Annotated in this window: 16 protein-coding genes; 9 read left to right on the top strand and 7 right to left on the bottom strand. The window is 64.4% G+C overall.

What is annotated here, in order from left to right; translation table 11 throughout:
* Entirely contained in the window at window positions 1-873 is an 873-nt protein-coding gene (locus GGQ99_RS02480) for a hypothetical protein (RefSeq protein ID WP_183260455.1), read from the bottom strand.
* 47 nt (window positions 874-920) lie between these two features.
* Window positions 921-1,319, bottom strand: a complete 399-nt coding sequence (locus tag GGQ99_RS02485; protein WP_183260457.1) for a SpoIIAA family protein — start codon at window positions 1,317-1,319, stop codon at window positions 921-923.
* A 127-nt stretch (window positions 1,320-1,446) separates the two neighbouring features.
* Here GGQ99_RS02485 and GGQ99_RS02490 point away from each other — a divergent pair, with 127 nt between their 5' ends.
* From GGQ99_RS02490 to ilvC, 6 genes are all read left to right on the top strand, one after another.
* Window positions 1,447-2,187, top strand: a complete 741-nt coding sequence (locus GGQ99_RS02490) for a pyridoxine 5'-phosphate synthase (protein ID WP_183260458.1) — start codon at window positions 1,447-1,449, stop codon at window positions 2,185-2,187.
* A 105-nt stretch (window positions 2,188-2,292) separates the two neighbouring features.
* A complete protein-coding gene (locus tag GGQ99_RS02495) occupies window positions 2,293-4,209 on the top strand; it encodes a potassium transporter Kup (RefSeq protein ID WP_183260460.1) in 1,917 nt (638 codons plus the stop codon).
* A gap of 85 nt (window positions 4,210-4,294) precedes the next feature.
* Window positions 4,295-5,557: an FAD-dependent oxidoreductase gene (locus GGQ99_RS02500; RefSeq protein WP_183260462.1), complete on the top strand. Its 1,263-nt coding sequence runs from the start codon at window positions 4,295-4,297 to the stop codon at window positions 5,555-5,557.
* A 52-nt stretch (window positions 5,558-5,609) separates the two neighbouring features.
* Complete coding sequence (locus GGQ99_RS02505; protein ID WP_246389385.1) at window positions 5,610-6,713, top strand: OmpA family protein; 1,104 nt, start codon at window positions 5,610-5,612, stop codon at window positions 6,711-6,713.
* Window positions 6,714-6,956: 243 nt separating this feature from the next.
* Window positions 6,957-7,610 carry a TetR/AcrR family transcriptional regulator gene (locus GGQ99_RS02510; RefSeq protein WP_183260465.1) on the top strand — a complete coding sequence of 218 codons (654 nt, stop codon included), beginning with the start codon at window positions 6,957-6,959 and terminating at the stop codon, window positions 7,608-7,610.
* Between the two features lie 25 nt (window positions 7,611-7,635).
* The gene (ilvC, locus tag GGQ99_RS02515) at window positions 7,636-8,655 is read left to right on the top strand and encodes a ketol-acid reductoisomerase (RefSeq protein WP_108607697.1); all 1,020 of its coding nucleotides are present in this window, start codon (window positions 7,636-7,638) and stop codon (window positions 8,653-8,655) included.
* 87 nt (window positions 8,656-8,742) lie between these two features.
* Here ilvC and GGQ99_RS02520 read toward each other — a convergent pair whose 3' ends face one another.
* Together GGQ99_RS02520 and GGQ99_RS02525 are read right to left on the bottom strand one after the other, a co-directional pair.
* Window positions 8,743-9,036: a PilZ domain-containing protein gene (locus GGQ99_RS02520; RefSeq protein WP_183260466.1), complete on the bottom strand. Its 294-nt coding sequence runs from the start codon at window positions 9,034-9,036 to the stop codon at window positions 8,743-8,745.
* A 115-nt stretch (window positions 9,037-9,151) separates the two neighbouring features.
* Window positions 9,152-9,667 (bottom strand): BA14K family protein, encoded by a 516-nt coding sequence (locus GGQ99_RS02525; RefSeq protein ID WP_183260468.1) that lies wholly within the window; start codon window positions 9,665-9,667, stop codon window positions 9,152-9,154.
* A 168-nt stretch (window positions 9,668-9,835) separates the two neighbouring features.
* Here GGQ99_RS02525 and GGQ99_RS02530 point away from each other — a divergent pair, with 168 nt between their 5' ends.
* Genes GGQ99_RS02530 through GGQ99_RS02540 form a run of 3 tightly spaced genes read left to right on the top strand, consistent with a single transcriptional unit; the run spans window position 9,836 to window position 12,201 of the window.
* Window positions 9,836-10,948 (top strand): endonuclease/exonuclease/phosphatase family protein, encoded by a 1,113-nt coding sequence (locus GGQ99_RS02530; protein ID WP_108609843.1) that lies wholly within the window; start codon window positions 9,836-9,838, stop codon window positions 10,946-10,948.
* A gap of 11 nt (window positions 10,949-10,959) precedes the next feature.
* Window positions 10,960-11,688, top strand: a complete 729-nt coding sequence (locus GGQ99_RS02535) for an NUDIX hydrolase (protein ID WP_183260470.1) — start codon at window positions 10,960-10,962, stop codon at window positions 11,686-11,688.
* A 60-nt stretch (window positions 11,689-11,748) separates the two neighbouring features.
* Window positions 11,749-12,201: a cupin domain-containing protein gene (locus GGQ99_RS02540; RefSeq protein ID WP_183260472.1), complete on the top strand. Its 453-nt coding sequence runs from the start codon at window positions 11,749-11,751 to the stop codon at window positions 12,199-12,201.
* 2 nt (window positions 12,202-12,203) lie between these two features.
* Here GGQ99_RS02540 and GGQ99_RS02545 read toward each other — a convergent pair whose 3' ends face one another.
* The 3 genes from GGQ99_RS02545 to GGQ99_RS02555 are packed head-to-tail and all read right to left on the bottom strand — an operon-like array spanning window position 12,204 to window position 15,430.
* The gene (locus GGQ99_RS02545) at window positions 12,204-13,415 is read right to left on the bottom strand and encodes an ABC transporter permease (RefSeq protein ID WP_183260474.1); all 1,212 of its coding nucleotides are present in this window, start codon (window positions 13,413-13,415) and stop codon (window positions 12,204-12,206) included.
* Between the two features lie 3 nt (window positions 13,416-13,418).
* A complete protein-coding gene (locus GGQ99_RS02550) occupies window positions 13,419-14,123 on the bottom strand; it encodes an ABC transporter ATP-binding protein (protein ID WP_108607702.1) in 705 nt (234 codons plus the stop codon).
* A gap of 8 nt (window positions 14,124-14,131) precedes the next feature.
* Window positions 14,132-15,430 (bottom strand): efflux RND transporter periplasmic adaptor subunit, encoded by a 1,299-nt coding sequence (locus GGQ99_RS02555; protein ID WP_183260476.1) that lies wholly within the window; start codon window positions 15,428-15,430, stop codon window positions 14,132-14,134.
* Window positions 15,431-15,529 lie beyond the last annotated feature (99 nt).

Here is a 15,529-nt window from a genome sequence, read left to right on the forward strand (position 1 = left end):
TCAGGCAACGATCTCGAAAAATACGGCAGTCGCATCGTCGCTGACTTTGAAACGAGGGAACTGCTTGCCGTCGGGGTCTTCGGTCAGTTCGATGTGGCGCAATTCTGCAAGCAGCGGAGCAAGGCCAGCAGTGGTTGCGGCGCCGACGAATTCCGCAATGTCGTAGCGGCCATATTGGTCGACGAGCGCGGCGAAGCCGTCGCTGCAGAGCAGACCCCTGGCCGGCAGCGAGGGCTCGAGCCTTTCGGTGACAAGGTGCTCGGCGGCAGACGGCTCGATGCCGAGCGTCCAGACGGAGCCTCCGGTGCGGTTGTAGCCGGCGCGGTGGCGACGCAGTTCTTCGCGCACGCCCGGTGCATCGGCCAACGCCTGATGGGTGGCAAATCCGCCGGCATGAGCGATAGCCGCACGCGCGCCGTCGCGCTCCTGGGCGGAGGCACCCTTGATGGCGCTGGTGCTGAAGGTGCCGCCGTCGGTGCCGAGCAGGAACAGCCGGCAGTCGCCCAGGCCGTGGGTGACGATGTCGTCGCCTTCGATGCGGACCATCTGGAAGCTTGCCACCGGCAGGTTCCATGGCTCGATCGGCAGCGCAGGGGCCGCCTCGTGCACGACATTGGCAGCGCGTTGATTGAGCTCGCGCACGACATCGGTCATGGGGCGGCCGTTGCGGGCCAGCTCTTCGAACGTGCTCTGGGCAAACCGGGCCAGCCAGGCGGCGTCGGAGCCGTGCAGGCCGAGGAGGCTGTCTCCGCCGAGGCCGGTGGCGCCGTCGATGACGAAGGCGCATGTGGCGTTGCCGCCGGCGCTGTCCTCGTTCGGGCGGCTGATGGAGCCGGGTGCAGTGATCGAATCTATGATGCGGATGTTGGGCATGATGGAGGCTGTCTGGCGCGCGGCCGTGACTGGAGTATGACCGCAGGCTATTCGATCGGGCTTGCGCCAAGCCATTGCCACGCCTTGGCTTCGTCGGCGTCGGCGAAATGCCTGGTTTCGATCGAGGTGAGCGGCGCAAACAGGCCGACCACCGGTCCCATCCAGGCTGGGCCACCGACCAGCGCATAGCGCCTGATGTGATGCAGCGCCTTCATCTTGCCCTTGAAGGTAAGGGGATCGAAAAGCGCCGACCAGTCGAAGCCGTCATATCCTGTCGCGCGCAGCAGAACGTCGATCTTGTCGTGGCCTTCATAGGCCGCGTCCAGCAGGCCGTAGGCGTTTTCGATGTCGGCCTGGGTGAAATGGCCGACGATCTCGAAGGCAAAGACCTCGTTGTTGTCGGTGTCGATGCGCCGGAAAGGCGGCGGGGCATCCATGGATTTCATTGGTGTCCTCCTCGATGGCCGTCTGGCGGTTTTTGGCCGCAACGTCATTGGAACACATAAAAGCGCTCTCTGTTCCCGGCCAAGGCGTGTTACGTGCGTTCGTCTCAAGATTTGCCGTGAGTTGCCGATGCCCGCCAAGCTCTCCGTGAACGTCAATGCCATCGCCATGCTGCGCAACCGGCGCGACCTGCCATGGCCTAGTGTCACCGGCCTCGGCCGCCTGGCACTTGCCGCCGGTGCGCATGGGCTGACGGTGCATCCGCGTCCGGACCAGCGCCACATCCGCTTTTCCGACGTGCCCGAGATCCGGGCGCTGATCGACGACGAATTTCCAAAGGCAGAGTTCAACATCGAAGGCTACCCGAGCGAAGACTTCCTCCAACTGGTCGAGAAGCACCAGCCGGAACAGGTGACGCTGGTGCCGGACGATCCGTCGCAGGCGACCTCCGACCATGGCTGGGACTTTGCCACCCAGGCGGGTCTGCTCAAGCCGGTGGTGGCACGGCTCAAGAAGGGCGGCTTCCGCGTCTCCCTGTTTGCCGATGCCGACCCTTCCAGCGTCAACGCTGCCCGCGACACGGGCGCGGACCGGATCGAGCTGTTCACCGGGCCATACGGCGCGTGTCACGATGATCTAGCCGGGGCAGCGAAGCAACTGGAAATGCTTGCTAAAACCGCAGATGCGGCAATCGCTGCCGGCCTCGCGGTCAATGCCGGTCACGACCTCGTCGTCGACAACCTGCCGCAGCTGATGCGCAGCATCCCCAAGCTGGCCGAAGTGTCCATCGGCCATGGCCTGACGGCAGACGCGCTGGAATACGGCATGAGCGGCACGATCAAGCGATATCTGAACGCCTGCGGGTGGTAGAAGGCATATGCCGACTGCAAGGGCGGAACATTAGCTGTCGCAAAACAGCTGTTGCTTTTGCGCTGCAGCAAGCGTAGAGCCCCGCGGCTTCACGGAGAGTTGTCCATGATCGATGCCGGCCCTGACAAGGCGAACGCGAGCGGGCAGCCGGTCCAGACGGACGGTCATTCCCACGACATCAGGATTCTCGTGCTCGGCGCACTCGGCGTCGTCTTCGGCGATATCGGCACGAGCCCGATCTACGCGTTCCGCGAGGCACTGGTGGCGTCGGCGGGCGGCGAGGTCGCTTCCCGCGAAGACATTCTCGGCGTGCTGTCGCTCATCATCTGGGCGCTGACCATCATCGTCACCGTCAAATACGTGATGTTCGTGCTTCGGGCGCACAACCGGGGCGAGGGCGGCACGCTGTCGCTGATGGCGCTGGCAAGGCGCAGCCTGCCCAAGCGCTCGGGCATCATCCTGGCGCTCGGCATGGTCGGCGCCGCACTGTTCTACGGCGATGCGGTGATCACGCCGGCGATTTCGGTACTGTCGGCGGTCGAGGGCATGAATGTCGTCACGCCGGCGTTCCAGCCTTACGTCGTGCCGCTGACGCTGGTGATCCTGGCGGCGCTGTTTTCAGTCCAGCGCTTCGGCAGTGGCGGCGTGGCGATCGTGTTCGGGCCGATCACCCTGGTCTGGTTCCTGGCCATCGGCTATTCCGGCATTGTCCACATAGCCGACGATCCGGAAATCCTGCTGGCGGTCAACCCGATCTACATCGTGCAGTTCCTGGTCAACCAGCCCGAGGTGTCGTTCGTCACCATCGGCGCGATCTTCCTTGCCGTGACCGGTGCCGAGGCGCTTTATGCCGACCTCGGCCATTTCGGCCGCAGGCCGATCGTGCTGGCCTGGCTGTGCATCGTCTTTCCCTGCCTGCTGCTCAACTATGTCGGCCAGGGCGCCTTCGTGCTCTCGCATGACGGCACGGTGGGCCATCCGTTCTTTGAAATGAACGAGGGCTGGATGCTGGTGCCGATGGTGGTGCTGGCAACGGCCGCGACCGTCATCGCCAGCCAAGCGGTGATCACCGGCGCCTATTCGCTGACACGCCAGGCCGTGCAGCTCAACATGCTGCCCCGCCTGGTCATCCAGCACACGTCGGAGACGACGCAGGGCCAGATCTACATGCCGCGCGTCAACTTGCTTTTGGCTTTGGTGGTGATGCTGCTGGTCGTCGGATTCGGCGAATCGAGTGCGCTCGCCTCGGCCTACGGCATTTCGGTCACCGGCAACATGCTGGTGACGACGCTGCTGCTTTCGGTGGTGATGCTGCGCATCTGGCGCTGGCGGGTCGCCGCCGTCGTCGTGGCGATCTCGATATTCGGCCTGATCGACATCGGCTTCTTCGCTTCCAACATCGTCAAGGTGTTCGAGGGCGGCTGGGCATCGCTGGCGGTCGCTTTCACGATCATCCTGATCATGTGGACCTGGGTGCGCGGCAGCCGCTATCTCTTCGACAAGACGCGCAAGAACGAAATTCCGCTCGACTTCCTGGCTGGCAGCCTGATCAAGAAGAAGCCGCATCTGGTGCCCGGCACAGCGGTGTTCCTGACCAGCGATCCCGACAGCGCGCCGACCGCGCTGATGCACAGCCTCAAGCACTACAAGGTGCTGCACGAGCAGAACGTCATCCTGTCGGTGGTGACGGCGCAGCAGCCCATCGTCCCCGACAGCGAACGGGTGAAGATGGAGCAGGTCAACGAGCTGTTCATGCGCGTGAAGCTGAAATTCGGCTACATGGAGCAGCCGAACATCCCCAAGGCGCTGGCCATCTGCCGCAAGCAGGGCTGGAAGTTCGACATCATGACGACGTCGTTCTTCCTGTCGCGGCGGTCGCTCAAGGCGTCGCCCAATTCCGGCATGCCGGTGTGGCAGGACAGGCTGTTCATCGGGCTGGCTCGTACGGCAGCCGACGCGACCGAGTACTTCCAGATTCCGACCGGGCGTGTGGTCGAGGTCGGTACCCAGGTGTCGATCTGAGGCCTGGACTGAGCACCACTACGGCGAAGTGAAGCATTGCCAAGCACGGCCCATCCGTGAACCTTTGCTGCGGATGGGGTGGCGCATGAACGGTCGAAATCTTCACATTGCAATTGCCGGTGCCGGGCCCGCCGGGCTCGCTGCGGCCCTCTACCTGCAGCGCGACGGCCATCGCGTCACCGTTTTCGAACGCTTTGCCGAGCCGAGGCCGGTTGGGTCGGGTCTTATCGTGCAGCCGACAGGACTGACCGTGCTCGAGGATCTGGGCCTGCTCGGCGAAATCTCGACACTTGGCAGCCGCATCGACCGGCTGCACGGCACCGATGCCAAGAGCGGGCGCACTGTGCTCGACGTGCGCTACGACGCCCGGCCAGGTGGGCGTTTCGGCATCGCCGTCCATCGTGCGGCGCTGTTCGGCACACTCTATCGCGCGGCTCGACGCGCCGGCATCGAAATCATTACCGACGTCGAACTCGAGGCGGTGGAGCCTGGCGAGCAGCCGCGGCTGCTTGATGCGGCTGGGCGTGGCCTCGGATCGTTCGACCTCGTCGTGGACGCGACCGGCTCGCGCTCCAAGTTGCGCCGCAGCGCGGGCCTCGAAGGCGAGCCGAAACCGCTCGCCTATGGCGCGTTCTGGGCGTCGCTCGACTGGTGTGGCGAAGGATTCGACGAAAACGCACTGACGCAGCGCTATCGTCGCGCCAGCGTGATGATCGGTGTCTTGCCCATCGGCCGCGCGGAACCGGACGGGCGCAAGATGGCGGCGTTCTTCTGGAGCCTGAAGCCGGCTGAGTCCGAACGCGTGCAAGCCCAAGGACTGGCTGCCTGGAAGGCCGAGGTGGCAAGGCTGTGGCCTGAGTGCCAGGCCTATCTCGACCAGATCGAGGATTTCGATCAGCTGACGCTGGCCCGCTATGGCCACCACACGTTGGCACAACCTGCGGCACGCGGCTTTGCCGTCATTGGCGATGCCGCGCATTCGACCAGCCCGCAACTGGGGCAGGGCGCGAACATGGCTCTGCTCGATGCGGCGGCACTCGCCCATGCATTGAGGCAGGCAGGCGACATGGATGCGGCGCTTGCGTTCTATGTTCGGGCGCGACGCTGGCACGTCAGGCTGTTCCAGGCGCTGTCCTTGGCCTTCACGCCTTTCTACCAGTCGGACTTGCTGCTGTTGCCACTCCTGCGCGATCGGCTGGTGGCGACAGTTGCCAGGATCCCGCCGGCGCCGCAGCTTCTGGCTTCGATCGTTGCCGGCACGCTGATCGACCCGTTTGGCCCCGCCGGCCTCAAGGAGACGGATTGGATGAATAGCGGCGAAGAAAGAGCTGTCCGGATCCCGGCTTGAGCCGCGCTGCGGTTGTGGTTACGTTGCGTCACATTCAACCGAGGGGGCTGTGATGTCGGGACTCATGCTGCGTGGAATTCGAAAGGCGGTGGCGGCCATGGCTCTGCTCGCCCTGGGCTGCATGCCGGTGCTGGCGGATGCGACGGTTCCCACCGCCGACATCGAGGGAGCCGCCGACAATGCGCTTGCCAAACGCTATGAAGGCTCGTTCATCGTCTACCACCAGAAGCTCGACTATACGGATTTCAGCGTGCCGCTGGCGCCGCTGAAGGCGGACCCAGATCCGGAAAAGCGCGACAAGAACAACAACCGGGTGTTCAAGCCGGAGAAGGCGGAAGAGGTCGAGGGATCGCTCACCCGCCTGTTCTATGTGCTGCCGGACGGCCGTTCGCCGCTCGAGGTGCTGCGCAACTACCAAGACGTGGTGCAGGCCGCCGGCGGCGAGGTGGTGTTCGAATGCAAGAAGGAGGAATGCGGTGGCGACGCCTCGCGCTCGGCTTCCAGCGGCGGCGGCGACATGAGCCTGATGATGAACTTCTTCTACGACAGCGACCTCGGCGTCGACGCGTTCTCGAACGCCGCCTGTGTGGCGTCGTCAGGGGTCGCCGACCAGCGCTATTTCACCGCCAAGGTTCCGCGCGACGGCGGCGACGCTTATGTCACGGTGCAGACCTTCCAGCTGCTCGATGACCTCTACTGCAAGGAGCTGAATGCGCGAACGGTTGCCATTGTCCACGTGCTGGAGCCCAAGGCGCGCGACAAGAAGATGGTGCTGGTGGAAGCCGCCAAGATGGCGGACTCATTGTCGACCAGCGGCGGAATTGCGCTCTACGGCATCTTTTTCGACACCGACAAGGCCGACATCAAGCCCGAGTCGGAGCCGACGCTGAAGGAGATCGCCAAGCTGCTGGGCGACGATCCGGCACTTGCGGTGGCCGTGGTCGGCCACACCGACAACCAGGGCAAGTTCGACTACAACATCGACCTGTCCAATCGCCGCGCCGCTGCGGTGAAAGCGGCTCTTGTTTCGCAATTCGGCATCGACGGCGGACGTCTGACGGCGGCAGGCGCCGGCATGATGGCGCCGGTCGCCAGCAACGACAATGACGAAGGACGGGCCAAGAACCGCCGCGTGGCGCTGGTCAAGCTGAACTAGTTTTCGGCACTGCTGAGCAACGTCGGATAGAGGCTGGCGCATAAACGCAGCGTTGTGCGATTGCGCTGTCACCCGTCTTGCTGGTGGCGGACGGGTGTATCCAAATTTCGTGGCCGACGACAAAATTCGGACATGGGCGAACTTGCCCATTGCGAGGCCATGAAATTTACGGCATAAGCCGAACCGTAACGTACGGTACGGCTCTTGTGAGGATAGCCGGACCGAGATCCACGGCAGGCGAAGATGCTGCAGGCAGTCACCGAGATGATGGAAGGCGAGGGGCCGACGGCGCGTCAGCAGGACGTGCTCGATGCGGTGCTGCGCCTGCTCGTCGAAGAGGGTGACCGGCTGACCATGACCGCCGTTGCCCGGCGTGCCAGCTGCTCCAAGGAAACGCTCTACAAATGGTTCGGCGACCGTGACGGACTGCTGACGGCCACCGTGCAATGGCAGGCCTCGAAGGTGCGCGTGCCGCCGGTGGACCGCAAGGGCCTTGACCTCGTCTCACTGACCGCCAGCCTCGAGCGCTTTGCCTCCGATTGGCTTAGGGTGATTTCAAGCGACACGTCGGTCGCGCTCAATCGCGTTGCGGTCGTGCATGCGGGCTCGGACAAGCGCGACCTTGGCGCCATCGTGCTCGAGCGCGGCCGTTTTGCGCTTGGCCGCAGGCTCAAGCCGGTGTTGGAAGCCGGCCGCGAGGCGGGGCTTCTCGAATTCGACGACGCCGAAGAGGCGTTCCGGACCTTTTTCGGGCTGGTTGCGCGGGACGTGCAGATACGTCTGTTGCTCGGCGACCGGCTGGAATTGACTGATGCGGGGATCGACGGCGATGCCGCGCGCGCAACGCAGCAGTTTCTTGCTCTCCACGGAGCGAAAACCGGGCCCAAGGCCCTCTAATCTAAACCGGGAAGGAACCCACCCAATGCGTGTCTATTACGATCGTGATGCCGATCTCAATCTGATCAAGGGCAAGAAGGTCGCCATCATCGGCTATGGCAGCCAGGGCCGCGCGCACGCGCTGAACCTCAAGGATTCGGGCGCCAAGGAACTCGTCGTCGGCCTCAAGGCCGGCTCGGCGACCGCCAAGAAGGTCGAGGCCGACGGCCTCAAGGTGATGACGGTCGCGGAAGCCGCCAAGTGGGCCGACCTGATGATGATGGCGACGCCTGACGAACTGCAGGCCGACATCTATCGCGACGAGATCGCTCCGAACATCCGTGACGGCGCTGCGATCGCTTTCGCCCACGGCCTCAACGTGCATTTCGGCCTGATCGAGCCGAAGAAGACCGTCGACGTGCTGATGGTCGCGCCGAAGGGCCCGGGTCACACCGTGCGCGGCGAATACCAGAAGGGCGGCGGCGTGCCGTGCCTGGTTGCCGTTCACCAGGACGCTTCGGGCAATGCGCTCGACCTCGGCCTCAGCTACGCCTGCGGCGTCGGCGGCGGCCGCTCGGGCATCATCGAGACCAACTTCAAGGAAGAGTGCGAGACCGATCTGTTCGGTGAGCAGGTCGTGCTCTGCGGCGGCCTGGTCGAGCTGATCCGCGCCGGCTTCGAGACGCTGGTCGAGGGCGGCTATGCCCCCGAGATGGCCTATTTCGAGTGCCTGCACGAAGTGAAGCTGATCGTCGACCTGATCTATGAAGGCGGCATCGCCAACATGAACTACTCGATCTCGAACACCGCCGAGTGGGGCGAGTACGTGACCGGTCCGCGCATCATCACCGACGAGACCAAGGCCGAGATGAAGCGCGTCCTCAAGGACATCCAGACCGGCAAGTTCACCTCGGAGTGGATGCAGGAATACCGTTCGGGTGCTGCCCGCTTCAAGGGCATCCGCCGCAACAACGACAGCCACCAGATCGAGGAAGTCGGCGCCAAGCTGCGCGCGATGATGCCCTGGATCGCCAAGAACCAGCTGGTCGACAAGGCCAAGAACTAAGAAGCCCTGCAGCGACAGCTGCAAGGAAAAGGCCGGCGGAGCGATCCGCCGGCCTTTTTTTATTGCTGGTGCCCATGAATTGGTTGTTCAGCCGTAGTGCCAGGCCGGTTTCGGCTCGGTGCCCTCGAACTGCACGCCGACGCGGTCGTTCTTGCGCCAGCGCACGACGGCGCGGTAGCCGATGCCGTCCACCGGAACATAGAGCAGGAAGCGCTCGGGGACGCGTGCGTCGGCACTGATGCGCAACTCGGCGCCGTTCTGGTGCATGTTGCGCACCGTGACGCTGATTTCGGAATTGGCGACACCGGTAATGATGGTGGCGCCCTTGAGCACGCGATTGCGATGCTCGCGCCGGTTGTTGTTTTCTGCGTCGTCGCTCATTCGTCAGGTCCATGCGTGTGCGGTCAACGACCGCGCGCTGCGGACGCCGTAGCACGGACGTGTAAATATGAGGTTTGCCGCGGCGCCGATCTGGCTGGCGCCGCAGCCGAGTGCGTCAGCTGTAGGGCGACCAGCACTGCTGGCGTGGCCCGTTATAGGGCTGGAACGTGTTGTCCCAGGCGCGGTACGAGCGGTAGCGGTCGTAGCACCACCGGACATGCACCGAAGACAGTCCGCCGCGATAGACACGGCGCGGCTGGACATAACGTGGCTGGTAGTAGCGCGGCTCGTAGTAACGGTAGGCCGGAATGCCGAAATTCAGATAGATCCCGGTGCCGCCGCGCCAATGGCGCCTGTGCGGACGATTCCGCCAGCGCCAGTCATCACGCCAACGATCACCGCGCCAGTTGCCGTGGCGTCCCCTGTCTCCGCGCCAGCCGTCGCGGCGCGCGTAGCAGCCAGTGCCGGGCGGGCAGAAATGGCTCTGGGCGGGGATGACATTCGGCACGGCCTGCGGGGCGGTCGAATGCACCTGGCCGAAGTTGATGGGGCCGGCCGAAGCCGCCAAGGGCAGGCCGGTGACGAGCCCGAGTGCCACAAGCCCTGAACGTGCGAAGGATGAGAGTTTCATGGTGGTCTCCTGATATCCGAATCCCAAAGGCTCCATGCCCCCAAATTTCGATGGAGATAGGGCATTTTCTGCCTTTCAGCCTGAACGGGAAATGAACAATGCAGCTTCCCTGTGGGCTTGTGATTGGGCTCTTGTGTTTGACCCGACATGAAGGCAATGCTCGCGGTCATGTCGCTGCGCCTTGCCACCTTCAATGTCGAGAACCTGATGAACAGGTTCGATTATTCCGGCTACCGCAACCAGCTCAACGAGGATCGGACGCTCGCCCTGTTCGAGATACGCAGCGAGGCCGAGTACCGGCTGCTGGAGCAGGCGCGGGCCATCGCGCATGCCGACGACATGCGCCAGCTGACTGCGCTGGCGATCGCCGAGACCCGCGCCGATATCATCTGCCTGCAGGAGGTCGACAACATCGAAGCGCTGAAGGCGTTCGAATACGGCTATCTCTTCAAGATGGTGGGGCAGGGCTACCAGCACAAATACACGACCTCGGGCAATGATTCGCGCGGCATCGACGTGGCGGTGATGATGCGGGCGGAGACCGCGCATGGGCAGCCGATCGAATTCGTGCGCATGACCAGCCATGCCCATGTCACCTTCGAGGAATTCGGGCTGCACACGCCGGAACTGGCAAGCCTCGGCCAGGAGCCCTTCGAACGGATCTTCCGGCGCGACTGCCTGGAGATCGACGTCAAGATCGGCGGCAAGCCGCTGACCATCTACTCGGTGCATTTCAAGTCGATGGGCTCGCCGCGGAACGGGCTGAACGGCCGCGATGCGACGATGCCGATCCGCGTTGCCGAGGCCAAGGCGGTGCGGCGGATCATCGAGGACCGTTTCGGCAAGGACCATGTCGGCGAGCGACGCTGGGTGATCTGCGGCGACATGAACGACTATCGTGAGCGGCTGGTCATCGGCGGCGATGCCTATCAGGGCTACAGTTTCACGCCGGTCCACGAGACGGCCTCATGCCTCGACGTGTTCCTGGCCGACGGTTTTGCCGAGAACGTCGTCGAAAGGCGGCCCGAAATGGAGCGCTGGACGCTCTACCATACGCGCGGACCGCTGGAGCGGCACCTGTGCCAGCTCGACTACATCCTGTTGTCGCCGGCGCTGGCGAAGACAAACGCCCAAGTCGTGCCCGACATCGTCCGCCGCGGCCAGCCCTGGCGCACCATCTTCCCGCCCGGGCAGGAGGTGGAACGCTATCCGCGTGCCGGCTGGGACAGGCCGAAGGCCTCGGACCATTGCCCGGTGGCCGTGACCCTCGACATCACCTGAGAGGCCAAGCCTTGGCATTCGACATTCCGCGCAACCAAATCCTGCCGGTCGACGTGGTCGACGTGCGCCTCGATCCGGAGCCTCATCCGTTCGAGCGCGACAATGCCGAAGCCATCGTGGCAAACTGGGCAGAGGAGAAGGCAGCGCGGCCAGCCCTTTTCGACGGCACGGTGATGCTGTTGTCGGAACTCGCCTATGGCGACAACCGGCTGACCGGCCGCTGCCATGCCATCCGCTACTCGACCTTCATGCTGTGGCGCAAGCTGAAGCCGGTGACGAGCGCCGAGCACGCCTTCGCGCATGCCATGCTGATCTCGAGCGACAACGCGCTGGTGGCGATCCGCATGGGCGCGCACACGGCCAATGCCGGCAAGGTCTATTTCGCCGCTGGTTCCTTCGAGCCGGAGGATTTTCGCGACGGTCTGGTCGACCTCGACTACAACATGGCGCGCGAGGTGCGCGAGGAAACCGGACTCGACCTTGGCACGGCCAGCCGCGAGGCGCGCTGCCATGCGCTTTCGGTAGAAAGCGGCACGGCGATCGTGCGGTGCTACCGTGCCGCCGAGACAGCCGACGAACTGGCTGCTCAGATAACGAGGTTCGTCGCGGACGATCCCGATCCTGAGATCGAAGGTCCGGTGATCATTCGTGGCATGGACGACCTGCCCGAAGGCCTGATGCCGCATATGCGCCCGCTGGCGGAATGGCATTTCTCCAATGGCCAAGTCCGTCTCGCCTAGAACCCCTTGATGCCGGCTTGCCCCAGGCGCACTGTCGGCGCAATTTCAGGGGGAGATTTCATGATCAGATCTATTGTCCGCAATGGCCTGTTGGCGGCCGTTTGTACGGTCGTGCTGTTTTCAAGCAGCAGTTCGGAGGCGCTCGACAGCAGTCCTGCCGCCGCAAAGGTTGTGGTGACGCCCTTAGCGTCGGTTACCACCACGGCGAGCGGCCAACCGATCGTGCTGCCGCAGAAGAACGTGCAGGTGCTGGTCTCTTCCTTCGAGATACCGCCGGGCGCCACGCTGCCGGTGCACAAGCACCCGTCCGCGCGCTACGCCTATGTACTCGAAGGGCAATTGCAGGTGACCAATGTCGATACCGGCAAAGGCACCAGCTACAAGGCCGGCGACTTCATCGTCGAAATGATCGGCGAGTGGCACCAGGGCGCAAATGTCGGCGCGGAGCCGGTCAAGCTTCTGGTCATCGACCAGGTGGAGGAAGGCACCTCAAACACCGTGCTGAAGGAATAGCCCTATTCGTGGCGCAGTGCCTCGATCGGATCGAGGCGGGCGCCACGCAGTGCCGGGAAGAAGCCGAACACCATGCCGATCAGTGCCGAGAAGCCGACTGCGAGCAGCACCACAGCCAGGCTGGGCACGAACGGAATGGACAGCGCCAGGGATGCAGCACCCGCCAGAGCCAAGCCGATGGCGATGCCGATCAGCCCGCCGAGCAGCGACAGTACCGTGGCTTCGACCAGGAACTGGATCAGGATATGCTTTTCATGCGCGCCGATGGCGAGGCGGATGCCGATCTCGCGAGTACGCTCGGTGACCGACACCAGCATGATGTTCATGATGCCGATGCCGCCGACAAGCAGGCTGACACCGGCGACGGCACCCAGCATGCCGGTCATGGTGGCGGTGGCGCTGGCCATGGCGTCGGCGATCTGGGTCATGTCACGGACCGAGAAATCGTCCTCCCGGTCGGCGGTGACGCGCCTGACGTCGCGCATGATGTCTTCGATGCGGGTCTGCACCACCTGGGTCGGCGTGGCGTCGTCGGCGGCGACATAGATCGTTTCGATGTCGCGATTGCCGGCGATGCGGCGCTGGAAGGCGGAAAGCGGCATCAATACGACATTGTCCTGGTCCTGGCCGAACCCGGAATAACCCTTGGGTTCGAGCAGGCCGACGACCTTGCAACTCATGCGGCCGATGCGGATGCTGGCGCCATCGGGATCGCCCGCACCGAAGAACTGGCGGCGCACGGTTTCACCGATCAGGCAGGCATTGATGCCGCCACGCACCTCTGATTCGCTGAACGATCGGCCCGAGGTCACCTTCCAGTCGCGTGCGTCGAGATAGGCATTGTCGGTGCCGGTGATCGAGGAGGTCAGGCTCTCCGTGCCGAACACGACGCGCACCTGCTTCTGCGACGCCGGCGAGACCGCGCGGACGCCTTCGAGATGGGCTGCGAGGGCCGCGACTTCTTTTTCGCCGAGCGGCCGGATTGTCTGCTGCGGTCCCGAGCCGGGGGCGGCGGGGCGGCCGGAGCGGACGATGAGCAGGTTGCTGCCGAGTTGCGAGATGTCCGCCTTGACCTTTTGCGTCGTACCGCTGCCGATGGTCAGCATGGCGATGACGGCGGCGACGCCGATGACGATGCCGAGCAGGGTCAGGAACGAACGCAGCGCGTTGCGGCGGACCGAACGAAGGGCGAGGCGGACGGTTTCCCAGATCATCGCCTATGCCGCCTCGAGCTTCTTGGTGTCGGAGGCGACATGGCCGTCGCGGAAGGAGATGGTGCGGCCGGCATAGGCGGCGATGTCGGCCTCGTGGGTGACCATGACGATGGTCAGCCCGTATTCCTCGTTGAGGCGGGTGAGCAATTGCATGATCTCGTGGCTGCGGGCGGTGTCAAGATTGCCGGTGGGTTCGTCGGCGACAAGCAGCGTCGGCCGCGTGACGATGGCGCGGGCGATCGCGACGCGCTGCTGCTGGCCGCCGGACAGTTCGGCCGGGGTGTGGTGTTCGCGGTCTTCGAGGCCGACTTCGGCAAGCGCCTTCATGGCCAGCGCGCGCCGGTCCTGGGCCGGCACACCACGATAGATCAGCGGCAGCTCGACATTTTCCACCGCTGTTGTGCGCGGCAACAGATTGTAGCCCTGGAAAACGAAGCCGATGTAGAGATTGCGCAGTTCCGCACGGCGGTTGCGGTCGAGCCGGCCGGCGTCGACGCCCATGAAGCCGTAGCGCCCGGAGGTCGGCGTATCGAGGCAGCCGACGATGTTCATTGCAGTTGACTTGCCTGAGCCGGACGGGCCCATGATGGCGACGAACTCGCCCTGGCCGATGGCAAGATCGATGCCGGCGAGCGCGCGCACCTCGGCCTCGCCCTGGCCGTAGGTCTTCCAGACCTTGTCGAAGACGATGAGCGGAGCCGGGCTCATATCAGTTCTCAGTTCGCCCGGGATGAGGTCGAGGCGGTGATGACCTTGTCGCCGGCGCTGAGCCCGGAGATGACCTCCGTGCGGTCGCCGTCAGTGGCTCCGGTCTTGACCCTGACTGCAACCGGGGCGCCGTCCTTGAGCACATAAAGCGTGCGCGAGCCGTCGGCAGGCGTCGAAGCAGGGCGGCTGCGATCGGTCGGCCCGCGCGAAGGCCGGCCCAGGAACACGTTCTGCAGGCTGAAGCCGGCGTTGCGCGCAGTCGGGGTCGGCCGGTAGCGGAATGCGGTCGCCGGAACGGTGAGTACACCCTTGGCCTCGCGCGTGACGATCGACACGGTGGCGGTCATGCCTGGACGCAGCAACAACTCGTCGTTGCCGACATCGAGCCACGCATTGTAGGTGACCACGCCGTCGGTGGTGACCGAGGCATAGGCGATGTCGCGGATCGAGGCATCGAAACTGCGGTTGGGGAAGGCATCGACGGTGAAGCGCGCGTGCTGGCCCTTGGCCACCGTGCCGATATCGGCCTCATCTACGGCCGCCTTGAGCTCCATCTTGGACAGGTCGGCGGCGAGCACGAACAGCACCGGCGCCTGCATGGAGGACGCGACCGTCTGGCCCGGGTTGACCGAGCGTGTCAGCACGACGCCGTCGATGGGGGCATAGATGCTGCTCTTGGCGAGGTCAGCCTGCTGCAGCTTGAGGTCGGCCTCGGCGATGGCAAGGTTGGCCTCTGCCATATCGAGCGCGCTCTGGGCGCGGTCGCGCTCGGCGGTGGCGGCTTCGAGCGCCTGGGTGGTGGCCATGCCGCGCCGTGTCAATTCCTGCGCCCGGGTCAACGCCTGCGTGTTCTGCGACAGTGTCGTGCGGGTGTCTTCGACCTTGGCGGCAGCGGCTTTTGCCGAAGCTTGGGCACGCTCGATCTGGGCGGAAAGCCGGGTAGTGTCGAGTGCGGCCAGCACGTCGCCTTTCTTGACCTGCTGGTTCTCGACGACGGCGACCGAACGGACGACGCCTGAAAGCTCGCTCGAGATGTCGACCTGGGTCAGGGGCTGCAGATTGCCTGTCGCCGAGACCTCGACGGTGATGTCGCCGACCTCGGCCGGCTGGCTGGTGTAGATGACGCGCTCGGAAGGTGCGCCGAGCCAGGAGTAGCCGGCATAGGCGCAGCCGGCGGCAATCAAAGCCAGAATCAGCCAAAGCCAGCCCTTGCGCCGGCGCGTGGTTCGGCCCTTGCCGTCGAGGCCGAGTGCCGTCTCGATGGATGGCGCGGTTGCCTGATCCTGACGATTTACCAACTGGTCCAAGCCAGACCCCTTTGATGGCTCGAGAAAACCCACTTAGAGCCTGTTGCTCGAGCACGATCTCTCCGAAACCGGTTCCCACCGTTCGGGGTCATGCTCTAG

The sequence above is a fragment of the Aminobacter niigataensis genome, assembly GCF_014200015.1.
GTDB classification, from domain to species: domain Bacteria; phylum Pseudomonadota; class Alphaproteobacteria; order Rhizobiales; family Rhizobiaceae; genus Aminobacter; species Aminobacter niigataensis.